The sequence below is a fragment of the Rhizobium sp. ARZ01 genome (assembly GCF_014851675.1).
GTDB lineage: Bacteria > Pseudomonadota > Alphaproteobacteria > Rhizobiales > Rhizobiaceae > Mycoplana.
Genome location: NZ_JACVAE010000001.1, coordinates 2,719,441 through 2,744,956, shown reverse-complemented (window position 1 = coordinate 2,744,956; position 25,516 = coordinate 2,719,441). Strand labels below are relative to the sequence as shown.

Here is a 25,516-nt window from a genome sequence, read left to right as displayed (position 1 = left end):
ACGCCATTCCTGCCGTTGTCAGGGGTTCCCTACCTCAAATCCCCCGCCGCGTCACGAAAGGAATGACATTATTTGCGGTCAAACGCGGAATTTCCTGTCGCTGCGGGCGGATCAATGATCGTTGTCGACAGGATGCATTTGTGAGACTGTGCGCCGCGCAACGAGGTTGGGTGAAGATGGCAAGGAAACGGGCGGATATCGCGGACGCGGCCGAAAGCAGCCCGCTCTATTTGCGCATCCGTGACGCGCTTGCCGAGGCGATCGCCGCCGGTCGCCTGCCGAAGGGCGCGCTGCTGCTCGAAGGCCATGTCGCCGGCATCTTTTCCTCGACGCGCACGCCGGTTCGCCAGGCCTTTGCATTGCTCGAAGCGGCCGGCGCAATCCGCCGCTTCGAGGGGCGCGGCTTCGTCGTCGGGCAGGGCAGGGGGGCGCCGCTGCGACTGATGCTGACACCAGACATGTTCGGTGATGGCGAGGAGGCGCAGACGCTGCGCAAGGCGCCGGCCTGGGAGGGGATCTATGAGGGGCTGGAGCGGGAGATGGTGCATCTCTCCGTCTTCGGCCGCCACCGCATCAACGAGGTGGAACTGGCGCGCGCCAAGGGTGTCGGCCGGCAGGTGGCGCGCGATGCGCTGACAAGGCTCGAAAGCCTCGGCATCGTCGAGAAGGACGAGCGGATGCGCTGGACGGTGGTGCCGCTCGACGAAAAGCGCATGCGCGACCTGCACGACATCCGCGTGGCGCTGGAGCCGGTGGCGTTGAGGCAGGCATTCCCCTTCATCTCGCCGGACGAGCGGGCGGCGATGACCGACCGCCTCAAGCGCGCGCTTGCCGGCTACCCCGATCTGTCGATCGAGGAGATGGACGGCATGGAGACCGACCTGCACATCACCCTTCTCGGCCATTGCCCCAACCGCGAGGTCCTGATCGCGCTGCGCCGCGCCCGATTCATGCTCAACGTCAGCAAGCACATCATGGGCGTCTCGCATGTCATGCCGAGGGACGAGCCGTTCATTGCGGAGCATCTGGTGGTGTTTGCAGCCCTCGAAGCCGGCGACATCGATCGGACGGCGGAGGCGCTGCGCCACCACATCGCGATCTCGCTGCCGAAGGTGATCGGGCGGGTGGCGGAGTTTCGCCGCACGCATCGGCCGGAAGTTCCGGTGTATGCCCACGATATCGGGCACTGAGCAACGTGGCGAAGGAAGGTGCGGGCATGGCGCCGGTTTGAGGCGAACCTAGCAGGTGGTGGCCCTCAGCTATTTGATATCGATCTCACTTTCAATTCGCTCGATCTCGAAATCACTGATCAGTATGTCCAGCCGAATTCTCCACACACCGGGAAGCGGCAGGAGGAGATCGGAGACGTCCCATGACCCGTTCGGTAGCTTGCGTGCCTTCCGTTTGATTTGCTCGATGCCGACCGAGGGATTGGCGAAGACGAAAGTGACCTCCTTCGCGTCGAGCGGGGCGAAGTCAGCACCCATCACGAAGGCAGAAGCTTCCGCCGCTTCAGCCTGTCCACGGGCAATCGTCACTTCCGCCATTGCCCGGCTACCATGCAGATGGACCGATGCAGGTTGAGCCGCCGCAATTGCAAGCGTTCGTGGTGGCGGGGTGAAGCGCCACGCCGCTGCCACGCCGAGTACCATTAGCACCAGAAGAATTTCAGCGGTGATCGAACGCACAAGCGCCCGGACCGCGCTTTTGTCACCGGCTTCGGCGTGACCCGTCAGTGCCCATCGATTGAATGCTGCCAGTGCGAAAAGAAGCATCGCCAGAGCAAGCTTGACGAGAAGCGCATAGCCATAGGCTGTGCTGAAAAGGGCCGGCAGTCCTCCCACCTGCACGACTGCGAGTGCGATGCCCGCAACCACGAGAATTGAAACTACTGAAGGGATGAGTGCGGAGAAGCGATGGAGGGCCTTGGCCCCAGCCGGATGACCGGCGTGAAGCGCTTTGGCAAGCGGCACCAAGGCTCCGACCCAGATCGAAATGGCCAACGCATGGAGAAAAACGCTCGGCCGCATCAGCCATTGCGGTTCAGCGGCACTGGCATGTCCGCTGAGCGACAAAGCCAGCGAACCTGTGACCAGCGCAAGGAGTGACGTTCCTCTCGCCAGGCGCGGATGCAGTGAAAATGCTGCCAGTACAAGCGCCACGGTCATGGCGAGCACGGTTCTCCCGAAGCTCGTTGACAGTCCAGTCGACCACACCAGCGGATCGAGGAGGTAGGGTAGCGGCCTGCCCAGCGCATCCAGTCCTTGCAGTCCGGCGGAAAGCGCGGTCCCGACAAGTCCGGTCCCGAGCATTGCAGCGTTGAATCGGCGCGCCACCCGCGCATCGCGAAGGAGCCAGTTGGCGGCGAAGACGCCACCAATGCCGAAGAACAGCCCAGCATACATGGCGATGCGGCTCACCCAGATGGCGGCCCTTACCGTCCAGTCGACCGTTGCCGCATCAGGAGCGGACTTGCTGGGCGCGCCGACGGAGAAAACCACCGAGCCACCCACCGGATGCCCGTCTTCAGAGACAACGCGCCACGTAAGCACGTGCGTGCCGGCGGAAAGGTCGGGCGGCAGCTCTATTTCAACGGTACGATCACGGAGTTTGAATCGCTCGAGTTCGACCGGCGAACCATCCGGCTCGATCAGTCTCAATGCCAACGGCGACACCGGCTCGCTGAATGACAGCGCGAACTTTGCCGGGGCTGTTGCGATTACGGCACCGTCGCGCGGTTCGCTGGCCGTCAACGAAGCGTGGGCCAGGGCCGTCGTTGCCAGGAAGAGCAAGGCCAGGACAGCCATCGCTGCTCGACCAATGAAAGCAGATTGGATGGTTCTGACCTTGCTCACTGCCTAGTCCCGATGTGAGATTGAAAGCCAACGCGGACGTCGGCTCATTGGCTCAATGTCCGGAGGCTTTTTCAAGCAGTTTCAACCCCGGAGCCGGCAATTCGAGATCGTCGGCAGATTGACCGGCCGCCGGAATTTCAATCCACCGTTCAGCCATGCCATCCGGGCACTCCTGTACAACCGGGAAATACAGGGTCTCACCTGCTTTCAGGTCGGTTGTCAGAAAGACCCGCAGTGCGAACTCGTCATACTCGTCGTCGGCGAGGCTGCCGCCGCTCCAGATGACTTCCTTCACGCCTTCGCTGGTCGGAGTGCCGTAGTAGTCATAGGACTTTGCATATGACCCCTTCACCTTCTCCAGGGTCCAGCCGGCCTTCGGTTGCGGTTTGATTGCAATGACGCCCTCGGGGATCTGAATGCGAACCGTCGTGGTGGGTTTACCCTCGCAACCATGCGGCACCTGCAGGATTGCCTTGTAGCTTGCGCCGACCGGCGCTTCTTTGACCTGCAAGGAAACGTGCGCCAGCGCTGCGCTGCTTCCGAGCGCCAGGATGGTTGCGGTCGCGATGAACTTCTTGAACATTTGTTTCTCCATGTCGCCTGCTGCTTCAGCTGGCGATGATCTGACGGCGCGGGGCCTGATAAAATGCCGGCATCTTCGCCTGAGAGGTGTCGGGCGGTCTGTCCGGATATGAATGGGGATTGACGAGCAGTCGCGTGTTCTCAGCTCAGTCGGGGAGGCGCTCGTGGGCTTCCCTGGAATTCGTCGAGCTGACGGAGTTGAAGGTCCGCTCGTGTGACAATCAGTTCGCTGTGACCGGAGAGCAATCTCTCAAACGCATAGGTCAGCCTTCCCGAGAAGGCGATGTCTGCAAATGCGCCACAAGCGAGTGTGCAGCACTTTAGCGTTCCGGAGTGGTCGGAAGAGGGAGCAGTATTTTCGGTGTGGTGGTCCGAGCTGTTGACACACAAAGGATTGCCGTAGGCATCCAAGGCGACTTGATTGGCCGCACCCGCCCCGTTGGCAATCTGCAAGACAAGAAAGAGCGCTGCGACAAGCGCCAGCCAGATACTCTTTCCGTTTCGCAGGTGTTGCATGATTGCTCCGTTTGATCGCTTGTCTATCTTCTAATAATCGAATTGAACATGCTCTTGATCAAACATAATCGGGAAAACGCGCACCAACGTTCAACGCTGTTTCAGCGGATTCTCTTGGAGGCGTTCCCGTTCGCAAGCGTTGTTATCGTTCAGCTTTGCCCTCCCGGTATGGTTTCCGCGTGCTCCCGAATGCGGTCATTTACCTCGCGTCATGCACGGGGCGCTGGCTGTCGGGCAGGGTTTCATGGTAAATACGCTGTGCCGGAGCAGTAAAGTTCGGCTACCGCAGGAGCGGACCTAAGCGGACTCAGCATTCCACAGTTTCTCTTCATTTCGCGTTCTTTGGCATGCGCAAGACACCATGCGTATGCGAACCTTTGAGGAGGGTGAAAACATGAGTGCCTTGCGTAATATTTGCTTTGGACTGTTATCATCCACATTCGCCTTTGCCTTGAACACGCCAGCGCCCGCTCAAGAACCTAAGCCGAACATCGTTGTCATCATGGGCGACGACATCGGGTGGTTCAACATCGGCGCCTACCACCGCGGCATCATGTCCGGAAAGACGCCGAACCTCGACCGGTTGGCCTCGGAAGGATTGATGTTTACCGACTACTACGCGGAGGCGAGTTGCACGGCCGGCCGTGCAAGTTTCATTACCGGTGAAATACCTTTGCGGACAGGATTGACGACGGTCGGACAGGCCGGCGCGGATGTCGGGATGCCGGACAAGGCGGCAACCATCGCCTCTGCCCTGAAAGAACAGGGGTACGCGACCGGGCAGTTCGGCAAGAACCACCTCGGCGACCTCAACAAGTACCTGCCGACGCTGCACGGCTTCGACGAGTTCTTCGGTTACCTCTATCACCTCGACGCGATGTCGGACCCCTACTGGTATTCGTTCCCGAACGACCAGTCGTATCGTGACAAGGTTGGGCCCAGAAACCTGGTGCACAGCTATGCAACGGACACCGATGACACGACCGAGATGCCGCGCTGGGGCAAGATCGGCAAGCAGCGGATTATCGACGAGGGGCCGCTCGCGCCGTATCCGGACATGACCAACGTGCCGAACATGCACGACATCACGCCCAAGGCAAAATACGACATGGGCACCTTCGACGAAGTGCTGGTGAAGGCTTCGTGCGATTTCATGGACAAGGCGAAGACGGCCGGCAAGCCCTTCTTCGTGTGGCACAATACGACGCGCATGCACGTCTGGACCTTCCTGTCACCGAAGTACCAGGCTCTCATGAACAGCGACACCAACTACGGGCTTGAGGAAGCCGGCATGGCACAACTCGACGATAGCGTCGGTGCCATCCTGAACTGCATCGACGACGCCGGCGAGACCGACAACACCATCGTCATCTTCACCACCGACAACGGCGCCGAGGTGTTCACCTGGCCCGATGGCGGCATGACGCCGTTCAAGGGCACCAAGGGCACCGTCATGGAGGGCGGCTTCCGGGCTCCGGCGATTATCCGCTGGCCGGGCAAGGTCAAGGCCGGCACGGTCGAGAACGGGATCTTCTCAGCGCTCGATTGGTTCCCGACGCTTGTTGCCGCCGGCGGCAACCCGAACATCGCGCAGCAATTGCTCAAGGGCGTGCAGCTTGGCGACCGGACCTACAAGAACCATCTCGACGGTTACAACCAGATGGATCTGTTGATGGGAAACGGGCCGTCAGCCCGGCATGAATTCTTCTACTTCGGTGGCCCGCAATTGGGCGCGGTGCGGATCGACAACTTCAAGTTCCAGTTCTACCAGCAGCCACAGGGCTGGCCGGGACAGAAGGTGACGACGGACATGCCCACAATGGTCAACATCCGGCAGGATCCGTTTGAACGGACTCCCTCCATTGCTCAGCAGAGCCTCAATGATCTGGGCGGGGGATACATGAATGATTTTTTCGCTCGCGAGTTTTGGCGGTTTGTGAGCGTGCAGCAAGAGGTTGCCAAGCTCGCTCTTACGGCGGTCGACTATCCGCCGATGCAAGATCCGGCGTCCTTCAATCTTGATGCTGTGAAGAAGCAGATCGATGCCGCAATCAAGAATAAGCCGGGGAATTAGCAGACCGGAGATGCGGGTGGCCGTTCAGCCACCTGCATCCTACAGATTTCCTTGGGGGATGCTTCGGGGCTAAAAACCGAAGCGCCCGCGCGATGCGCCAGCATCATCAGCCGCCCGGTTCTGTGCGGATGTGGACTTGAGACCGCGAAGATCGCAGCACCAAACCAGCAAAGACCTCACGACTCGACCAGGATCACCAGGGAGTCCGGCACCACGCCGTCAAAAGCCATCGCATCGGCCGCAGCCTCGCTCTGCATGGCCTTTGCGAGGGCGTCCATGTCCGGGACGTCCATGAGAATGGCAACCCGGGTCGGATCCTGCGGATCAACAAACGTTCGAATGCTCTTTATGCCAAGTTGACCAAAAAGCTCGGTGCGCTTCGGCGAGTTGAGCCAATGTTCCGTGCCCTTTGTGATGTTGTGGTGGGCAATGATCGTCGGCATCGCTTCCTCCCTCTTGTGACGTGGAAGGCAGGCATCAGCCGAGCGTGCCAAATTCCTACCACGTCGATCCACGGAACGCCGTACCATCTGGACTGTCAAGTACGCCGCCGGCGGGCGGGGCGATTTGAGCTTGGCTGCATATTCGTAGGCTGATGTTTGGCCGGGGGCTGCAGTAGCGCTCTGGCATTGCCGCCCACCCCCTCACGTAATCGCCCCCACCTGCCAGGGCACGAATTCGTTGTCGCCATAGTCAAACGCCTCGCTCGCCGTCTTCCGGCCCGACGCGGTCTCGATGACGAAGTCGAAGATGCGGCGGCCGGCCTGCTCGATCGTCTCGGTGCCGTCGACGATTGTGCCGCAGTTGATGTCCATGTCTTCCTTGATGTGCTCGTACATCGGCGTGTTGGTGGCGATCTTGATGCACGGGGCCGGCTTGTAGCCGGAGACTGAGCCGCGGCCAGTGGTGAAGGCGACGAGGTTGCAGCCGCCGGCGATCTGGCCGGTGACGGCGGCGGGGTCGTAACCGGGCGTGTCCATGAAGACGAAGCCGCTTTCCTTTACTTCTTCCGCATACTCATAGACGGCATTCAGCGGCATCGAGCCGCCTTTGGCGACCGCGCCAAGCGACTTTTCCAGGATCGTCGTCAGCCCGCCCGCCTTGTTGCCGTGCGAGGGGTTGTTGTTCAGTTCGGCGTCGTTCTTGGCCGTGTATTCGCGCCACCAGTCAATGCGCGACAGCAGTTTCTCGGCGACTTCCGGCCGCGCGGCGCGACGGGTTAAAAGGTGCTCGGCGCCGTAAATCTCCGGCGTTTCGGAGAGCACGGTCGTCGCGCCTTCCTTCACCAGCATATCAGAGGCGATGCCGAGCGCCGGATTGGCGGAAATGCCGGAATAGCCATCCGAGCCGCCGCATTCGAGCGCCAGCTTGATGCCGGAGAGCGGCTGCGGCGTGCGGCGGATGGCGCCTACGTCCGGCAGCATGTCGTCGATCATCTCGCAGGCCGCCTCGATCGTCTTGCGCGTGCCGCCGTGGTTCTGGATCATCATGGTGCGGAAGGTCTTGCCTTCCTTCAGTCCCGCTTCCTCGACCAGCGGGCCGTACTGGAACGTTTCGCAGCCGAGTCCGATCATCAGGATGCCGCCGAAATTCGGGTTTCTCGCATAGCCCTTGAACGTGCGGGTGAGGATGCGGCCGCCTTCGGATTTCAGGTTCAGCGCGCAGCCGCCGCCATAGGTCAGCGCGACGACGCCGTCGATGTTGTTGTGGCCGGCCTCGCGGAACTTTCGCGCATAGTGCTCGGCGACGTAGCGCGAGACGGTGGCGGAACAGTTCACGGTGGAGAGGATGCCGATGTAGTTGCGCGTGCCGATGCGGCCGTTGCCGCGGTCATAGCCGTCGAAGGTGCGGCGCTCGGCTTCCGGGACCATGACCGGTGGGGCATTGTCGACGCAGAATTCATGCTTCTGTGCGACGTCGTGGATCGCAAGATTCTGCAGGTGGACGTGCTCACCGGGCATGATCGCCCGCGTCGCATAGCCGATGATCTGGCCGTATTTCAGCACCGGTGCCCCCTCGGCGATCGGCGCCAGCGCCACCTTGTGGCCGCGTGGTATGCGCTCAGCCGCGACGGCACCGTTCACCAGCGGGCGCCCTGCGTCGAGATTGGCAGGAACCACACCGACATTGTCTTTCGGATTGAGGACGAGGGCGGCTGGCATTTCGGCAAGCATGGCTGAACTCCTGCGGCACGGGATGAGCGCATTATGCACAATGTCGGCAAAAGTCAATTATGATTGAATGCACCGCAAGCTCACCCCGGAACCCCATTCGGCTTTATTCATCATACATTGGGTGGATATTGTATGATGAATAAAGCTCTGACAGGATGCGACCGAAGCGAACAAGCCGGCGGAAGCGGGATGGACACGACGAGCGGACAAGGTGGCGGCGAGGGTAAGGCGGCGGGCGAGGCGCAGCAGTCCAAACGGCCGCGCGTGCAGAAGAGCGTTATTGCCGCCATTGGTCTCGACATCTGTTCCGAGCACTATCCCGTCGGCAGCGTGCTTCCGACGGAAAACGACCTTTGTGAGCTCTACGGGGTCAGTCGCACGGTCATCCGGGAATCACTGAAGGTCCTTGCGGCCAAGGGGCTGGTCTACGGCCGCCCGCGCATCGGCACGGTGGTGTGCGAGAAGGAGGAATGGAACATCCTCGATCCGCAGATCCTTGAATGGATGGGGCCGCGCATACAGGACCTCGACCTGCTCGGCTGTATCCTGGAGACACGGCGCACGGTCGAGCCGGTCGCGGCTGAGCTTGCCGCCGAGCGCGCGACTGTTCAGGAGATCGCCGATCTGGAGAACGCCTGGGCCCGGATGCGCAATGCAGGCCGGAATACGGAGGCCTTTACCCGTGCCGACGTGCAATTTCATGAGATCCTGCTGAAAGCCAGCCACAACCAGGTTTTTCGCCAGCTTTCCTCCATCATCCACGCGGCGCTGATGTACTCGTTGCATCGCTCCAACGAGGCCGTCGACAAGCGCGACGAGGCGCTCGCCATCCACCGCGAACTCGTCGAAGCGCTGCGCATGCGCGATGGGCACACCGCGCGTGCCTGCGCGCACAGGATGCTCGACCATGCCGCGCGCGACCTCGCGCCGGCGATGCGAAAGCGCGGCCAGGCGGACACACCCTGACCGCAACGGTTGGCCCACCTCGCTCCCAATCACGAAGATCATCTCCAAACGGACCTGAAGACCATGAAGATCACCAAGCTCACCACCTTTGTCGTTCCGCCGCGCTGGCTGTTTCTGAAAATCGAGACCGATGAAGGCATCGTCGGCTGGGGCGAGCCAGTCGTCGAGGGCAGGGCGCTGACGGTGGAAGCCGCCGTGCACGAGCTCGCCGACTATCTCGTCGGCAGGGACCCGATGCTGATCGAGGACCACTGGCAGGTGATGTATCGCGGCGGCTTCTATCGCGGCGGTGCGGTCCACATGTCCGCACTTGCCGGCATCGACCAGGCGCTGTGGGACATCAAGGGCAAGGCCTATGGCCAGCCGATCCACCAGTTGCTCGGCGGCCAGTGCCGCGACCGCATCAAGGTCTATTCCTGGATCGGCGGCGACCGCCCCTCCGACGTCGCCAACAACGCCAGGGAGGTCGTTGCCCGCGGGTTCAAGGCGATCAAGCTCAACGGCTGCGAGGAGATGCAGATCGTCGATGCCTGGGACAAGGTGGAGAAGGCGGTGGAGACAATCGCCACCATCCGCGAGGCGATCGGCCCGCATATCGGCATCGGTGTCGACTTCCACGGCCGCGTGCACAAGCCGATGGCAAAGGTGCTGGCGAAGGAACTCGAGCCTTACAAGCTGATGTTCATCGAGGAGCCGGTGCTCTCCGAGAATCGCGAGACACTGAAGGAGATCGCCAACCACTGCTCGACGCCGATCGCGCTCGGCGAACGCCTTTATTCGCGCTGGGATTTTAAGTCTGTGCTGTCGGACGGCTATGTCGACATCATCCAGCCGGACCTCAGCCACGCCGGCGGCATCACCGAATGCCGCAAGATCGCCGCGATGGCCGAGGCCTATGACGTGGCGCTGGCACCGCATTGCCCGCTCGGGCCGATTGCGCTTGCCGCGTGCCTGCAGGTCGATGCTGTCTCCCACAATGCCTTCATCCAGGAGCAGAGCCTCGGTATCCACTACAACCAGGGCAATGATATCCTCGACTACATCTCCAACAAGGAGGTGTTTCACTATGCGGACGGCTTCGTTTCAATCCCGCAGGGTCCCGGTCTCGGCATCGAGGTGGACGAGGCTTATGTGATCGAGCGCGCCAAGGAAGGACACCGCTGGCGCAACCCGGTCTGGCGCCACGCCGACGGTAGCGTCGCGGAGTGGTAAGAGCGAAGAGATGACCTTTGTGGGGCATGGCCTTGTGCCCCGCAATCATCTGTGGCGCCTGGGTCGCAATTCCCGGCTTGCGTACCTGCTCGACGCTGTTTGCTTACGATAACCGATTGCCTGCCTCGATTTTGCTGGTTAAACCTTTCCTAAGAAAAGCGGGCCGTCTTGCGGGGAGCTTGCAGGCGGACTCGTTTCGGGGAGGGGCGCTAGCGCGCCGCACTGTCAGAGGTGGGCCGGATGCGAAGTGTATGGCGTATAGCAGTGGTCCTGTCGCTTTCGGTGGCGCTGGCCGCATGTGGCGGCAAAAAGGGTTACATGGCCCCGATCGCGCTAACTTCCCCCGTTGCGGGAACGTCCACCGTTGACATGCTGATTGCCACCACGCGCTTGCCGTCGGGCGATCCCAACACGCTCTTTTCCGGTGAACGCAGCGCCCGTCCCTACCTGACCGAACTCGCCGTCTCGATACCGCCTGACAGCAAGCGCAAGGCGGGCCAGGTGCAATGGCCGAAGAAATTGCCGCCCGATCCGGAAAAGGACTTCGCCGTCACGAAGGTGCGGCAATTGGAATCCCTCGAGGGCGGTGAAGAGTGGTTCCGCGTCCACAACAAGGACGGTCACGTGATGGTGTTCGTGCACGGTTTCAACAACCGCTACGAAGACGCCGTGTTCCGATTTGCCCAGATCGTGCACGATTCGGGTGCTGTGGTGACACCAATCCTGTTTACCTGGCCCTCGCGCGCCAAGGTGTTCGACTACAACTACGACAAGGAAAGCACAAACTACTCGCGCACCGGCCTGGAGCGGCTCTTGAAGGTGCTGGAGCAGGAAAAGGGGGTCAAGGATATTACCATCCTTGCCCACTCGATGGGCACCTGGCTTGCGATGGAAGCGCTTCGACAGATGGCGATCCGCGACGGACGCGTCGCGGCGAAGATCGAAAACGTCGTTCTCGCTTCGCCGGATATCGACATCGATGTGTTTGCACGCCAGTGGTCTGATCTCGGTGAGAAGAAACCGAATATCACGATCTTCGTTTCGCAGGACGACAAGGCATTGGCCTTGTCGCGGTTCATTTCGGGAGACGTGCAGCGCCTTGGCCAAGTCAATCCCGCCGAGGAGCCCTACCGCGCCCAGTTCGAGAAGGCAGGCATCACGGTCGTCGACCTGACCAAGGTGAAGTCGGAAGACAGTCTGAACCACGGCAAATTCGCCGAGAGTCCGGAGATCGTGAAGCTGATCGGCAACCGGCTCGTGAATGGTCAGACGCTGACGGACTCCGATGTCTCACTCGGGGAAGGTATTACCGCAGTCGTCGCGGGAACGGCAGGCGGCATCGGCAGGATCGCCGCGACAACCGTTGCAACGCCGATCGACCTTTTGACGCTGACGCCGCAGGAGCAACTGCTCGGTGCGGGGCCGGATACTGGATTGGTCTTCGATCAGGCCCAAGAAACGAAGGCCGAAGCGAAAAAGCAGTGATCGACGTGCAATGCTGATGCACGCGGCCAATACTCTACAAAGCTCACTTTAACTCTCACGGGTGTGGGATATTTTGTCTTCAGCTGGTGCAGGAGGACTGGAAGCGAGTTTTGGCGCCGTCTCTTTTGCCTTGATATTCAAGCGCATGATTTCATTTCAATAAATCGAAAGGCGTCGGTGGCCGAGGCGTCTATTCTGTTGCACTCTATTTTTCATGGGAAAGTCCTTGATGCTTGTCGGCGAGTATCCTGCGGATTCCTTGCGCAAGGAAGTCGTGCCTTATCTGTCATCTTCCCACATTTTTGTGGAATTATGTGTATGATTGTGTATATATGCGCGCATAAGCACATAACTCAGCCAAAAAACTACGCTTCAAAAGGGGAATTCCATGGCACGAACGCCGGAGGAATGGGGGGCGCTGCTTGGCACGACCCTCACGAGAATGCAGGCCACAGACCCGAGTTTCATGCTGCCGGCGATGTCGCCGGATTGCTGCCGTATCATTACCGAAACGATTGCCGTGATAGTCGCCGAAGCCCGTTCGCAGGGGCGTGATGACGCGCTTCGCGGGCTGCGGCGCCCGGTGGTTGCCCTGGATCGGCTTTGCGCCTGAGGCGCTGAGGGATCATGCACGCAGGCAAGATCGGCCCAAGGCGTCCTGACGCAACTGCATGTAGTATTGCGTTGTGTCGGACACCTTGTGCCGATACCGAACCTGCCACCCCGGCTTGCCGCGGGTTTTTTAAGGAGCTACCGGGGCGTCGGACTTGCGGTCAGGCGGCCGCGCGAGCGGGAGCGATTGGCGCTTGCCAGGCGTTCACGCGCCTCTTTGAGTTCGCCGGCAGAAAAGAGCGGCTGGAATTTTTCAAGTAGCATCGTCGCCTCCATCGAAAGCTCCGGCTTTCCGAGGTCGATCAACCGTTCGAGGCCGGTGGTTCCGGGCTTGAAGACAAGCTCCTTCGCCGCGGCGACGCCACCGTTCAGAATGACGTAACGGCGGAATAGCACCGGCCGGAAGCCCAGCATGGCGCAGGTGTCGTAAAGGGCCAGCATCGCCTCGTGAAACTGGTCTTCAGGACGGTTGCCGGAGGGGCCTGGCTTCAAGGACTTCATCTCGGTGGCCTTGTGGGAAAGGACAAAGGGGCGCGGTATCCCGCTGTCCCTTGAAACGCGAATGGCAGCCTTTCGTCAACCGGTTCAAAGCGAATGTCGATAAGGGGGCAGGCAAAAGGCCGGCATCAATTCCAGCCGACTCCGCACGTAGCCGAAAGGTCGCCAATGGCGATCAGCGGGACGCGGCTTTGGAACCGCGCGCCACGTCAGAAACCGGCGTTTGCTATCCCTCAGATGCGACCGCCGGCGTCGGCTCAGAGGATAAAGTCCGATTTGCTCATCGTAAGGCTGAGGTCGAGCACGATCGAGAAGTCGGCCTTTCCATCGCCGTTCACGTCGCCCTGGATGAATGTGTCGCCGGACTTCTTCTCGAAGCGCAGTTCTCCGGCCTTCTTGTGGAACTTCTCCGCGCCAATGAAGGTGAAGGCTTGGTCGCCGCCGGATTTCGTGCTGGCGTCGATCGCCTTGAGATTGATCTTGTCGCCTTGCGCGCGGCTGAAATCGTAAATCGTGTCGCGACCGGACGAAGCGACCGTGGAGTCGGTTGCCGACATGAAGACGAAGGTATCGGCACCCAGCCCGCCATAGAGCTTGTCCGCACCGGTGCCGCCATAAAGCATGTCGTTTCCGGCTTTGCCCTTCAGCGTGTTGATGCCGGTGGTCCCCTTGATGACGTTGGCAAGGGCATTGCCGGTGCCGTTGATGTTGCCCGTTCCTGTCAACGTCAGGTTTTCGACATTGACCGAAAGCGTGGCGTTGACGGATGCCTTGACGAGATCGACGCCTTCGTTCGCCTTCTCCGCCACAGCGTCGGCCAGGTTGTCGACGATATAGGTGTCGTTGCCCTTACCGCCCTGCATCTTGTCGGCGCCGGCCTTGCCATCGAGCACGTTGTCGGCGGCATTGCCGAAGAGGACGTTTGCCAGGCTGTTGCCGGTGCCGTTGATCTTCACCGTGCCGGTCAACGTCAGATTTTCGACGTTGACCCCAAGGGTGTGGCTGATCGCAGCCTGGACGAGGTCGGTGCCCTCGTCGGCGTTTTCCGTCACTTTGTCACCGGGATTGTCGACGACATAGGTATCATCTCCCAAGCCACCGGACAGGGTGTCAGCGCCGACGCCCCCATCCAGGAGATCCTTGTCCGTGTCGCCGTTGAGTGTGTCGTTGCCGCTTCCGCCATAAAGTCTGTCGCTGCCCTCTCCGCCATGGAGAACTTCATCGTCGACGCCGCCACGGATTTCATCATTGCCATGTCCACCGATCACATCACCGGACAGCCGGCCGTTTGTGCCGTTGTAGATGTCATCGCCGCCGCCGAGACTGACGTTCCCGATCATTCGGCCGGTATTGGTCACAAGGTCTTTTGCGGCGACGTCATCTCGTCCATCGTACGAGTTCCATGCTCCGGAGATGATCCCGCTGTTCATCACGGAAATGGTTCCATTGACGTGAGGAGAATTGTACCTGACTATTCCGGTTTTTTCCGACGCGATCGTGCCGCTGTTTGTGATTTTCGCGGTCGTGGCATCATAGGAGTACATGACTACGCCCAAGCCTTGCGCCCAAATATCGCCGGCGTTGGTAAGCACGTTCCAGCTCCCATTCATTTGAATCCCGATGGCGTCCGAACGATAGCTCCGCACGTTGCCGCCGACCGCGATGTTCACTACGTTGCCGGCGTCAGCCGCCGCATCGCCGATCTCGATTGCGATTCCCCCGCCGAGAATAGTGCCGGCGACATCTAGACGGTGGTTGCTACCGGTACCGACGATTGTGAAGTCCGTGTAACTTGCGGCGTCGGTTCGGGCGATCGTAGCAGCAGGGCCGACATAGAGGTCATCCGTCGTGCTAAGATCAATGCGAAGGCCGGCGCCGATGAAGTCGGATGCGAAAACTTGCAATGCCATCTGTAATATCCTCGTTTAAGTGCTGAGGTCCCTACGTTTGGCTGCATGGTTATATTCGCGGTTTGCTACCTGAGGTGTAAGAAAGAGGTTCCGCGTGGAAAGGGCGTGCGGCGAAGAAGAAGCGTCATGAATGCTGGGTTACTCCCGTCGAAGGGGAGGGTGGAGCCAGCATGGGGTCGGGGATCGCGAAGCCATGCGCTTTCCAGGCTCGCGAGCCTTGCCGCTACAACGAGAAAAAGGCCTCTCGCTTTCGCGAAAGGCCTTTCAAATCAGAAACTTGGATGGTGGGCGTGACAGGGATTGAACCTGTGACCCCTACGATGTCAACGTAGTGCTCTCCCGCTGAGCTACACGCCCATCCGATGTGGGCGCATAGACCACAAATGCCCGCGCGGCGTCAATAGCTTTTGTGAAGCTTTTTTCGCCGTCGCCCGGGGATTTTCCCCAAGCCTGGAATTCCGGTGCTTTGCGGCGCGGAAAGCCCTTGGGATAAAATGGGGATCGCACTCTTTGCCGGAAAATGGCACGCTGTCTTCTATTGGCGCATTGGAGGAGCGTTGCCGGATTCGTGAAATTTGCATCTCAGGGCGCAGGCGCAGCATCATTCGTAGCAGTCAGCGCCGTGCCCTTCTGCAACACGTCATGCACCGTTCCGCTCGCTCTCAATGCAAATCTCCCAAAAGGGAGACAGGCTTCAAGAAAAAACATGCGCAAGAACAAAGACCTGAAGTGCGGAATCAAAAAAATCGCGACGGGTGTCAGGCGTCGCAGTGGAGGGATCTGACTATGTATACTGCCGGAATGAACTTCGGGCTTGGCGAGGAGATTGAGACGCTGCGCAACAGCGTGCGCCGGTTTGCCGCAGAACGGATCGCGCCGATCGCGAGTGACATCGACCGGAACAATGCCTTTCCTCTGTCGCTCTGGCAGCAGATGGGCGATCTCGGCCTGCTCGGGATCACGGCTTCGGAGGACTATGGCGGGGCGGGCATGGGTTATGTCGCCCATTGCGTGGCGATGGAGGAGATCAGCCGTGCCTCGGCCTCGGTGGGCCTCTCTTACGGCGCTCATTCCAATCTCTGCGTCAACCAGATCATGCGCAACGGCACGGATGGCCAGCGGGCAAAATACTTGCCGAAGCTGATTGCCGGCGAACATGTCGGTGCACTTGCCATGTCTGAGCCGGGAGCGGGATCCGACGTCGTGTCGATGAAGTTGCGGGCGGAGAAGCGGGGCGACCGTTATATCTTGAACGGCAACAAGATGTGGATCACCAATGGCCCGGACGCCGACGTGCTGGTCGTCTACGCCAAGACCGATCCGGACGCCGGCCCGCGCGGCATCACCGCCTTCCTGGTCGAGAAGGGCTTCAAGGGCTTCTCCACCGCGCAAAAGCTCGACAAGCTCGGCATGCGCGGCTCCAACACCTGCGAGCTTGTCTTTGAGAACTGCGACGTTCCGGCGGAAAACATCCTTGGCGGGGAGGGGCGCGGCGTCAACGTCTTGATGTCCGGCCTCGACTATGAGCGCGTGGTGCTGTCCGGCGGTCCACTCGGCATCATGGCCGCCTGCCTCGATGTCGTCGTTCCCTACGTGCACGAACGCAAGCAGTTCGAGCGTCCCATCGGCGAGTTCCAGTTCCTGCAGGGCAAGGTGGCCGACATGTATGTCGCACTCAATTCGGCGCGTGCCTATGTCTATGCGGTGGCGGCGGCCTGCGATCGCGGCGAGACGACCCGTAAGGACGCGGCCGGTTGCATCCTCTATGCGGCCGAGCAGGCCACGCAGCAGGCGCTGCAGGCGATCCAGGCGCTCGGCGGCAACGGCTACATCAATGACTATCCGACAGGGCGCCTGCTGCGCGACGCCAAGCTCTATGAAATCGGTGCAGGTACCTCCGAGATCAGGCGCATGCTGATAGGCCGCGAGATTTTCGGGGAAACGGCATAATGGCGGTCCTGCATTCCAACATTTCGCCGCGCAGCGAAGCCTTCGCCGCCAACCGGCAGGCGATGCTTTCGGCGATCGCGACCGCTGAGGCCGCCGCAAACGTCGCCTTCGAGGGCGGCGGCGCCAAGGCGCGGGAGCGCCACCTCGGACGCGGCAAGCTCTTGCCGCGCGACCGGGTGGCGCAGTTGCTCGACCCCGGCTCGGCCTTTCTGGAAATCGGTCTGACGGCCGGGCATGGCCTCTATGATGGGGCCTCGCCCGGCGGCGGCCTGATCGCGGGCATCGGCCGTGTCTCCGGCCAGGAGTGCATGATCGTCTGCAACGATGCGACGGTGAAGGGCGGCACCTATTATCCGATTACGGTGAAGAAGCACCTCCGTGCGCAGGAGATCGCGGAAGCAAACCGGCTGCCCTGCATCTATCTCGTCGATTCCGGCGGCGCCAACCTGCCGAACCAGGACGAGGTCTTCCCCGACCGCGATCATTTCGGCCGCATCTTCTACAATCAGGCGCAGATGTCGTCGAAGGGTATTGCGCAGATCGCCGTCGTTATGGGCAGTTGCACCGCGGGCGGCGCCTATGTTCCGGCGATGAGCGACGAGACGGTGATCGTGCAGAACCAGGGGACGATCTTCCTGGCCGGACCGCCGCTGGTGAAGGCGGCGACCGGAGAAGTCGTGAGCGCCGAGGACCTCGGCGGCGGCGACGTGCACACCAGGCTTTCCGGCGTTGCGGATCATCTGGCGCGCGACGACCGGCATGCGCTAGCGATCGCCCGGCGCATCGCCGCCAATCTCAACGGCCGCAAGGCCCCGCTTCCCGAAAAAGGCGAGGGCGAGGCGCCGCTGTACGATCCCGAGGAACTGCTCGGTATCGTGCCTTCGGACACGAAGATCCCTTATGACGTGCGTGAGGTGATCGCACGCATCGTCGACGGCTCGCGCTTCGACGAGTTCAAGGCGCGCTTCGGCACGACGCTCGTCTGCGGCTTCGCCGCCATCCACGGCATGCCGGTCGGCATTTTGGCGAACAACGGCGTGCTGTTTTCGGAAGCGGCGCTGAAGGGGGCGCATTTCATCGAGCTTTGCTCACAACGCTCTGTGCCGCTCGTCTTTCTGCAGAACATCACCGGCTTCATGGTCGGGCGGAAATACGAGGCTGACGGCATTGCCAAGCACGGCGCCAAGCTGGTGACGGCGGTGGCGACGACCAGCGTGCCGAAGATCACCATGCTGATCGGCGGTTCCTACGGGGCCGGTAACTACGGCATGTGCGGGCGGGCCTATTCGCCGCGCTTCCTCTGGACCTGGCCGAACAGCCGCATCGCGGTGATGGGCGGCGAACAGGCAGCGGGCGTGCTGGCGACAGTGCGGCGCGAGGGGATCGAGCGCAGCGGGCAAAGCTGGTCGGCTGAGGAAGAGGCCGAGTTCAAGCGGCCGACGATCGAGATGTTCGAGCGACAGAGCCATCCGCTCTACGCCTCGGCCCGGCTGTGGGACGACGGCATCGTCGATCCGCGCAAGGCGCGTGATGTGCTTGGGCTCTCACTTTCGGCCACCCTCAATGCCCCCATCGAACCGACACGGTTCGGCCTGTTCCGCATGTGATCCAACGCCTGGAGGATGGCCATGAAACGGGAAAACATCAACGCGAAGAACGCACCGGACCCGCATGGCGGCTATTCTCAGGCGGTCAAGCTCGATGAATATCGTCAGTTGGTGCTGATCAGCGGGCAGATCCCTGTTGATACCGACGACAAGGTGCCGGATGGCTTCGAGGCGCAGGCGCGTCAGGTGTGGCGCAACGTCGAGGCGCAATTGAAGGCAGCCGGCATGGAGAAGTCCGACCTGGTCAAGGTGACGACGTATCTCGCCGACCGGCAGTATGCGACGCAAAACCGCGAGATCCGCAGCGAGTTTTTAGGCAGCATCGCCCCAGCGCTGACAGTCGTGATCTGCGGCATCTTCGACGATCGGTGGCTGCTCGAAGTGGAAGCGGTCGCCGCGCAATAACCGGGAGAGACGATGTTCAAGAAGATCCTGATCGCCAATCGCGGCGAAATTGCCTGCCGGGTCATCCGGACGGCCCGCAAGCTCGGCATCTCCACCGTCGCCGTCTATTCGGATTCGGACCGCGGCGCGCTGCATGTGGCGATGGCTGATGAGGCCCTTCGTGTTGGGCTGGCTGAAGCGGCGCGGAGCTATCTCGACGCTGACGCAATCATTGCCGCCTGCAAAGCAAGCGGTGCCGAAGCCGTGCATCCCGGCTATGGCTTCCTGTCGGAAAACGCGGGCTTCGTCGAGGCGGTGGAAGCGGCGGGCCTCGTCTTCATCGGCCCCTCGGCAAAGGCGATCCGCGCCATGGGACTGAAGGATGCCGCCAAGGCGCTGATGGAGGAGGCGGGTGTTCCGGTCGTGCCCGGCTATCACGGCGAGGAGCAGGAACAGGCATTCCTCGCCTCGCAGGCCGATGCCATCGGCTATCCGGTGCTGATCAAGGCGCGCGCCGGTGGTGGCGGCAAGGGCATGCGCCGGGTCGAGCGGGCGCGGGATTTTGCCGCCGCCCTTGCCAGCGCACGGCGCGAGGCAGAAGCCTCTTTTGGCGATGGACGCGTTCTGGTCGAAAAATACATGGCCAAGCCGCGCCATATCGAGGTGCAGGTGTTCGGCGACAACCACGGCAACGTCGTGCATCTGTTCGAGCGCGACTGCTCGGCCCAGCGCCGACATCAGAAGGTCATCGAGGAGGCACCAGCGCCGGGCATGAGCGCGGAGATGCGTGAGGCCATGGGGACCGCGGCGGTGCGCGCGGCACAGGCGATCGGCTACAGCGGTGCAGGCACGGTGGAGTTCATCGCCGACGTTTCAGACGGGCTGCGGGCCGATCGCTTCTTTTTCATGGAAATGAATACACGCCTGCAGGTCGAACACCCCGTAACGGAGGCGATCACCGGCCTTGATCTGGTCGAATGGCAGTTGCGGGTCGCATCCGGCGAGCCGCTGCCTATGAAACAGGAAGAATTCGCCATCAACGGTTGGGCGTTCGAGGCCCGCATCTATGCGGAAAACCCTGCGCGCGACTTCTTGCCTGCGACCGGCCGGCTGGTTCGTTTCGAAGTGCCGACGGACGTTCGTGTCGATTCGGGCGTGCGCGCCGGTGACGAGATCACCGCCTTCTATGATCCGATGATCGCCAAGGTCATTGCGCATGGCGCGGACCGGACCGAGGCGCTCGGCCGGCTTGCCGGGGCGCTCGATCGATGCCGGATCGCTGGCCTGACGACCAATACAGGCTTCCTCGGCAGACTGTGCCGCGAGCCGCATTTCGCTGCCGGCGATGTCGACACCGGCCTGATCGACCGGGAGGCGGCGACGCTGCTGCCGAACCCACCGGCGGCAGCGCATGCACAGGCGCTGGCGGCGACCGCCGCCCTCGGCCTGCTCGATCCGACCGACGATCGCGACCCCTGGAGCAGCCTGCGCGGCTTCCGCCTGTGGGAAAAGGCCTGGCAGTCGGTGTTCGTCGAGCACGAGGGAAAGACATCGGAGTTTCGCGTGGCGCCCGCGGCGGGCCGCCGGTTTGAGGTTGCGATCGGTGAAGGGCACCTGTCGCTCACGCTGCTTTCCACGAACGGCGACGGCGCGGTTCTTGCCGATTTCGGCGACCGGGTGATGGAGGCTGTCGTCGTCCGCGACGGCCGGTCGATCACGCTCTTTGCCGAAGGGGCGAGCCACGTCTTCCATAGCGAGGAAACAGCCGGGCTGCATGACGAGGAGGAGGCGGGGGGCGACGTGCTGGCTGCGCCGATGCCCGGTCTGGTGCGCCTTCTCTCGGTTGCTGAAGGGTCGACCGTGGCCAAGGGCGATCCGCTCGTGACCATGGAGGCGATGAAGATGGAACTGGTGCTTGCCGCCCCGCGCGACGGCGTGGTCGAGGCTGTTCCCGTCGCGCCGGGCGATCAGGTCAGTGAGGGCGCGGTGCTGCTGCGGCTGGCGGCGGAGGAACCGGAATAAGCAGCCCCGAGGGAAGTGACGCTGCTGGATCACCGTAACGGTCCGTGCTCTACCCGTCACCCACGACGAGAGGGGAAGCGCGCATCCGCCTGCCGGCCCCGAGATCGTGTGATGTGTTTTCAGGAATGACTGTAGGAAAGATATGACGAAGTTCGATGCATTTCCGAAAGTTTCCCTTTCCCAATGGCCCACGCCCATCGAGCGTTGGGACCGCCTTTCCGACTACCTGGTAGGGCCGCAAATCTTCGCAAAGCGCGACGACATCGGAAGCCTGGGCTTGGGTGGAAACAAACTCCGCAAGCTCGAATACTTGATCGCCGACGCGCGAGCGAGCGGATGTGACTTGATCATGACCACAGGCGCGCTGCAGTCGAATCATGCTCGCCTGACGGCGGCAGCTTGCGCGCGTCTTGGGATTGACTGCCACTTGGTGCTGAAAGACGAGGTGCGGGGTCGCTCGGAAGCGTATGCCCACTCTTCGAACAAGTTTCTGGATCACCTTTTTGGTGCTCGCGTCGACGTTGTCGGCGCCGAAGTTCCGATCGAAGAGGCGTTTGCGTCGAGGGTGGATACCCATCAAAGGAAAGGCAGGAAACCTTATCTGATTCCGGTTGGCGGTTCGAACCCCATCGGCTGCCTGGGCTACGTTTCCGCAGCCCTCGAAATTGCTTCGCAAAGTGCTGAAGCTCCGTTCAGCCACATTTATGTCACATCGGGGTCGGCTGGAACCCATGCGGGTCTTGTCGTCGGTACGGCGTTGGCACGCTTGCCTAGCAAGCTCGTGGGCGTTTCAATCGCCCGTGACGCTCCCGAGCAAGGCGAGATTGTCCGGCATCTCGCCGCGCAGACTGCTGAGTTGGTAGGCGTCGATGATCAGGCCCTGGCTGACATCGTCATCGACGATGGGTTCTATCGGCCGGGCTACGGCCTTCCGAACTCAGCTTCGCTCGAAGCCTTGTCGTTGTGTGCCCGACTGGAAGGCGTAGTCGTCGATCCCGTCTATACAAGCAAGACGATGGCTGCACTGATCGCCGACGTGCGCCGCGGCTCCTTCAAGTCCGACGACCGGATTCTATTCATACACACCGGCGGCGCGCCTGCCTTGTTCGTCTACGAAGAACAGTTCGACGCCGACGGCAACCCAATTCTCCCAGCATTTTGAAGGGCGCCAGTCGTCAGCGCGCTGGATAACAGTCGCCGACACCATCTCATCATGTGTAGATCGATGCTAAGAGTTTTCCGAATCGTGTTTTTGGAGCCCAATCTGTGAGCAGTAACTGGAACAAAGGTGTGACTTTGGCGCTGGAAGCACCGGGCAAATTCACGACCATAAGCAACATCCAACAGGCCTCATGGGCTCTCATTGAAGATTGGCCGATTGACGATGGCGAAGCGCTGAACCGGGCCCTGCTTGTCATTGAGGCGGCGATCAAGGGCAAGAAGACGCCCGAGGAGGCAAGGATTGCGTTCATTGCTGCCGCCCACGAAGCTCAGATTGAAATCAAGGACTAAGGCCACGCTATTGCCGATCGCGGTAAGTCGGCACCCGTCACCTTGGGCCAATTGCGGCCAGAAGCTTCCGTGTGGCGGCTTTACGCGCTTAGCCTCAACGAGCGCGGCAACAAATGCATCGCGGTCGGCATTGAGAGGGCAGTAGTCGCGCCTCAGCTGTCTCGATAGCGAGAACAATGGCCGACTTCGAGCGGTCGGGAGACTGCCGCGTGTCGCGGGATCAAACAGGGACGTAGGTCAACCTGATCACATCCTCGCCAATCCGATCATGTGTCATAAGGCGGAGCGGCGGCCGAGGTCCGGCGAAATATGGCTTGCCGTGACCAAGCACGACAGGGTGCAGGTAGATTCGATACTCATCGATCAAGCCAAGTTCGGTGAGGCTTTGCGCCAAGGCTGGGCCAGCCACTTCGATCTCTCCGTCGCGCTCGGCCTTCAACTTGCGGATCGCGCCCTCAAGATCATCCTCAACAAGCCTGGCGTTGGGGCCGACAAACTTCAACGAGCGCGAGACGACCCATTTCGGCTGCTTTCGCCACGCCGCCGCGAAGGCCTGTTCCTCTGCATCCCATTCAGGATGATCGTCGTCCCAGTAACGCATGACCTCATACATTTGGCGGCCGTACACACTGCCCGCCTGCCCTTGAGCCTCCTCGATGAAGTGGCGGAAGAGCGTGGGGCTTGGCCCAAACTCCATATGATCGACGTAACCGTCCAGAGACTGATTCATTCCGAACACGAGCTTAGCCATACCCACTTCCTTTCCTCAATGACATATCCTCACGAGTCTGGTTGCGTTATGCAATCGGTCGTAAGTTAGATCGAATGGTTTTGTACCTCAATTGTTTTTTTGTGCGCGCGCCCCACGCTTAGGATCAATTGGACTCTCAGTCGCTGGAAAATGCTGGAACCCGTCCGCTAGGGCCCCACAAGCTGTCGTTCGGGTCAGGTCCCAGCCGATCCCGGATTGGTCGTCCAGAACTTCCAGTGGCGACTGGATGCGTGAGAGTGCTGACCCTCAATGGGGCCTCATGCCGACCGGGAGCACTACGTCGCCCACGCTACTCCACGAACACCCGCACGCTTGCCGCCCTACCCACCGCATCGATCACGGTCAGCGTCGAATAGCCGGCGCCGTCCGGCATCCATTGCGTCGTGCGTCGGCGCGAGCTTTCGGGCAGCATCCGGCCATTGGCCAGCCAGCGGAACGGCGCGCGGCCGCCCTGTAGTTTTAGCGCGAGCGGCGCGATGTCGCTGCCGTTTCGTGCGCCGAGTTCCACATGCGCCCCTTCCGGCGGATAGACGATCTGCGGTGCCGGCTCGCGGGCGGTGGCGGAGACGAGGCCGCTGGATGTGCGTGAGAAGCGGCGAAGCCCGATCGGCAGTTCGGACTGCGCGATCCGCACTGCGCCGGCTGGAGCTTTTGGCAAGGGTGTGATCGCGACGCCGGATTTGGAAAAGGCCTCGAACAGGATCGGGGCGGCGGCTTCGTAACCGGTCAGACCGGGCACGGCGGCATTGTCGGCGCGGCCGACCCAGACGCCGAGCACGTGGCGGCCGTCGTAGCCGACCGACCAGGCATCGCGATAGCCGTAGCTCGTGCCGGTCTTGTAGGCGATGCCGAGGCGACGGTTGCCGCGCGGCGGTAGAACGGCGGAAAGCGTGTCCGTCACGTTCCAGATGGCAGCCGGATCGAGCAGGGGATCGCCGACCACGACCTCAGGCGCCCGGTCGACACCGTCGCCGAGCCGCACGATCTTGCCCTGGTTGGCGAGCGCGGCGTAGAGCTGAACGAGATCGCGCAGCTTGATGCCGGCGCCACCGAGGCCGATTGCCAGTCCCGGCGCTTCGCCGGCCGGAAGCGCGAGCCGAACGTCGGCGCGGCGCATCCGCACCATCAGCCGCGTCGGGCCGACGGCGTCGAGCAACCGCACGGCCGGCACGTTGAGTGAAAGCTGCAACGCCTGTCTGACACTGACATCGCCCTGATAGCTCATGTCGAAATTACGGGGCCGGTAGCCGAAGAAATCGGCCGGTCGGTCTTCCACGATCGTCTCCTGCGCCACCAGCCCTTCCTCGAAGGCGAGGCCATAGATGAAGGGCTTCAGCGCAGACCCTGGCGAGCGGAGTTGGCGCGTCATGTCGATCCATCCGGAGCGGGTCGCGTCGAAATAGTCGGCCGAACCGACCTCGCCGACGATTGCGCCGGTCCTCGCATCCGCCATCACCATGGCGACAGACAGTTTTGGGCCGAGCCGCGCGGCGGCGTCGCGGGCGACCGTCTCCAGCGCCTGTTGCATGTCCCGATTGATCGTCGTCTCGTGACGCTGACGATCGGGCGCACGGCGCAGGGCAAGCTCAGAAAGGTGCGGGGCGAGTGCCGGAAGCTGCAGCCGCCGCGCTGCAATTTTTTCCGCTGACGCCCGCTCCGCCTCGCCTTCGCCGATGACGGTGGAGACGGCCATGCGGGTCAGGACACGTGCGCGTGCCGCTTCGGCTTCCTTGGGGAAACGATCCGGACGGCGGCGTTCGGGCAGTTGCGGCAGGGCGACGAGAAGGGCGGCTTCGGCGACCGAAAGCCGCTTCGGCTCTTTGCCGAAATAGGAAAGGCTTGCCGCGCGCACACCCTCGAGATTGCCGCCGTAAGGCGCGTGGGTCAGGTAAAGGTCGAGGATTTCCGCCTTGGACAGCCGCCGTTCGATCTGGATCGCGCGGGCGATCTGTTTCAGCTTCGCCAGCACCGAACGGCTCTCGCGCGGCTCGATCAGGCGGGCAACCTGCATCGAAAGCGTCGAGGCGCCGGAGACGATCCGGCCATTGCCGAGAAACTGGCCGGCAGCGCGCAGTAGCGCCAGCGGGTCGATGCCCCTGTGCTCGAAGAAGCGCTGGTCCTCATAGGCGAGCAGCATGCGCACGAACTGCGGATCGACATCCGCGGCCTTCGTCTGCAGCCGCCAGAGGCCCTCTGGCGTTGCGAAGGCGCGCAGCAAACGCCCGTCCGCATCAACCACTTCGCGCGAAACCTCCTTCGCCTTTTCGATAGGCGGCGGAAAGGCCTCGTCGGCGCGCTCAAGCCCGTGCAGCAGTGCGGTGCAGAGCACTGCACTGCCCATGAGAGCAACAAAGCCCTTGCGCAGCCGGGACACGGCTTCCTCTC

20 protein-coding genes and 1 tRNA gene are annotated in these 25,516 nt (G+C 61.7%); 12 read left to right on the top strand and 9 right to left on the bottom strand.

Going from position 1 to position 25,516, the window contains the following annotated elements:
* Nucleotides 1–176 precede the first annotated feature (176 nt).
* A complete protein-coding gene (locus IB238_RS13010; RefSeq protein ID WP_192246824.1) occupies nt 177–1,190 on the top strand; it encodes a GntR family transcriptional regulator in 1,014 nt (337 codons plus the stop codon).
* 69 nt (nt 1,191–1,259) lie between these two features.
* Here IB238_RS13010 and IB238_RS13005 read toward each other — a convergent pair whose 3' ends face one another.
* Both IB238_RS13005 and IB238_RS13000 read right to left on the bottom strand, forming a co-directional pair.
* Nucleotides 1,260–2,807: a copper resistance CopC/CopD family protein gene (locus IB238_RS13005; protein WP_192246822.1), complete on the bottom strand. Its 1,548-nt coding sequence runs from the start codon at nt 2,805–2,807 to the stop codon at nt 1,260–1,262.
* A 100-nt stretch (nt 2,808–2,907) separates the two neighbouring features.
* The gene (locus IB238_RS13000; RefSeq protein WP_192246820.1) at nt 2,908–3,438 is read right to left on the bottom strand and encodes a YcnI family protein; all 531 of its coding nucleotides are present in this window, start codon (nt 3,436–3,438) and stop codon (nt 2,908–2,910) included.
* A 909-nt stretch (nt 3,439–4,347) separates the two neighbouring features.
* Here IB238_RS13000 and IB238_RS12995 point away from each other — a divergent pair.
* Nucleotides 4,348–6,027 carry an arylsulfatase gene (locus IB238_RS12995; RefSeq protein WP_192246818.1) on the top strand — a complete coding sequence of 560 codons (1,680 nt, stop codon included), beginning with the start codon at nt 4,348–4,350 and terminating at the stop codon, nt 6,025–6,027.
* 176 nt (nt 6,028–6,203) lie between these two features.
* On the opposite strand, the gene IB238_RS12990 is transcribed toward IB238_RS12995, so the two are convergent.
* Both IB238_RS12990 and IB238_RS12985 read right to left on the bottom strand, forming a co-directional pair.
* Nucleotides 6,204–6,470, bottom strand: coding sequence for a hypothetical protein (locus IB238_RS12990; protein ID WP_192246816.1), 267 nt, complete (start codon nt 6,468–6,470; stop codon nt 6,204–6,206).
* 201 nt (nt 6,471–6,671) lie between these two features.
* The gene (locus IB238_RS12985) at nt 6,672–8,201 is read right to left on the bottom strand and encodes an altronate dehydratase family protein (RefSeq protein ID WP_246723541.1); all 1,530 of its coding nucleotides are present in this window, start codon (nt 8,199–8,201) and stop codon (nt 6,672–6,674) included.
* Nucleotides 8,202–8,390: 189 nt separating this feature from the next.
* Here IB238_RS12985 and IB238_RS12980 point away from each other — a divergent pair, with 189 nt between their 5' ends.
* From IB238_RS12980 to IB238_RS12965, 4 genes are all read left to right on the top strand, one after another.
* A complete protein-coding gene (locus IB238_RS12980) occupies nt 8,391–9,167 on the top strand; it encodes a FadR/GntR family transcriptional regulator (RefSeq protein ID WP_192246814.1) in 777 nt (258 codons plus the stop codon).
* A 63-nt stretch (nt 9,168–9,230) separates the two neighbouring features.
* The gene (dgoD, locus tag IB238_RS12975; RefSeq protein ID WP_192246812.1) at nt 9,231–10,379 is read left to right on the top strand and encodes a galactonate dehydratase; all 1,149 of its coding nucleotides are present in this window, start codon (nt 9,231–9,233) and stop codon (nt 10,377–10,379) included.
* Nucleotides 10,380–10,619: 240 nt separating this feature from the next.
* Nucleotides 10,620–11,864 (top strand): alpha/beta hydrolase, encoded by a 1,245-nt coding sequence (locus IB238_RS12970; RefSeq protein ID WP_192246810.1) that lies wholly within the window; start codon nt 10,620–10,622, stop codon nt 11,862–11,864.
* 388 nt (nt 11,865–12,252) lie between these two features.
* Nucleotides 12,253–12,477, top strand: coding sequence for a hypothetical protein (locus IB238_RS12965; RefSeq protein WP_192246808.1), 225 nt, complete (start codon nt 12,253–12,255; stop codon nt 12,475–12,477).
* Between the two features lie 137 nt (nt 12,478–12,614).
* On the opposite strand, the gene IB238_RS12960 is transcribed toward IB238_RS12965, so the two are convergent.
* From IB238_RS12960 to IB238_RS12950, 3 genes are all read right to left on the bottom strand, one after another.
* On the bottom strand, nt 12,615–12,977 hold the full coding sequence (locus IB238_RS12960; RefSeq protein WP_192246806.1) for a hypothetical protein: 363 nt from the start codon (nt 12,975–12,977) through the stop codon (nt 12,615–12,617).
* 254 nt (nt 12,978–13,231) lie between these two features.
* Complete coding sequence (locus tag IB238_RS12955) at nt 13,232–14,884, bottom strand: calcium-binding protein (RefSeq protein WP_246723540.1); 1,653 nt, start codon at nt 14,882–14,884, stop codon at nt 13,232–13,234.
* A gap of 282 nt (nt 14,885–15,166) precedes the next feature.
* Nucleotides 15,167–15,241, bottom strand: a tRNA-Val gene (locus IB238_RS12950).
* A 444-nt stretch (nt 15,242–15,685) separates the two neighbouring features.
* Between IB238_RS12950 and IB238_RS12945 the strand changes: the two genes are divergently transcribed.
* From IB238_RS12945 to IB238_RS12920, 6 genes are all read left to right on the top strand, one after another.
* On the top strand, nt 15,686–16,834 hold the full coding sequence (locus tag IB238_RS12945) for an isovaleryl-CoA dehydrogenase (RefSeq protein WP_192247774.1): 1,149 nt from the start codon (nt 15,686–15,688) through the stop codon (nt 16,832–16,834).
* On the top strand, nt 16,834–18,441 hold the full coding sequence (locus tag IB238_RS12940; protein ID WP_192246804.1) for a carboxyl transferase domain-containing protein: 1,608 nt from the start codon (nt 16,834–16,836) through the stop codon (nt 18,439–18,441). Before IB238_RS12945 ends, IB238_RS12940 begins: the two co-directional genes overlap by 1 nt.
* A gap of 21 nt (nt 18,442–18,462) precedes the next feature.
* The gene (locus IB238_RS12935) at nt 18,463–18,846 is read left to right on the top strand and encodes a RidA family protein (protein ID WP_192246802.1); all 384 of its coding nucleotides are present in this window, start codon (nt 18,463–18,465) and stop codon (nt 18,844–18,846) included.
* Nucleotides 18,847–18,858: 12 nt separating this feature from the next.
* Complete coding sequence (locus tag IB238_RS12930) at nt 18,859–20,847, top strand: acetyl/propionyl/methylcrotonyl-CoA carboxylase subunit alpha (protein ID WP_192246800.1); 1,989 nt, start codon at nt 18,859–18,861, stop codon at nt 20,845–20,847.
* Nucleotides 20,848–20,989: 142 nt separating this feature from the next.
* Nucleotides 20,990–22,009 carry a D-cysteine desulfhydrase family protein gene (locus tag IB238_RS12925; RefSeq protein ID WP_192246798.1) on the top strand — a complete coding sequence of 340 codons (1,020 nt, stop codon included), beginning with the start codon at nt 20,990–20,992 and terminating at the stop codon, nt 22,007–22,009.
* A 104-nt stretch (nt 22,010–22,113) separates the two neighbouring features.
* Nucleotides 22,114–22,359, top strand: coding sequence for a DUF982 domain-containing protein (locus tag IB238_RS12920; protein ID WP_192246796.1), 246 nt, complete (start codon nt 22,114–22,116; stop codon nt 22,357–22,359).
* A 220-nt stretch (nt 22,360–22,579) separates the two neighbouring features.
* Here IB238_RS12920 and IB238_RS12915 read toward each other — a convergent pair whose 3' ends face one another.
* A complete protein-coding gene (locus tag IB238_RS12915) occupies nt 22,580–23,110 on the bottom strand; it encodes a dihydrofolate reductase family protein (RefSeq protein ID WP_192246794.1) in 531 nt (176 codons plus the stop codon).
* 310 nt (nt 23,111–23,420) lie between these two features.
* Nucleotides 23,421–25,472, bottom strand: coding sequence for a penicillin-binding protein 1C (pbpC, locus tag IB238_RS12910; protein WP_192247771.1), 2,052 nt, complete (start codon nt 25,470–25,472; stop codon nt 23,421–23,423).
* Between the last annotated feature and the right edge of the window lie 44 nt (nt 25,473–25,516).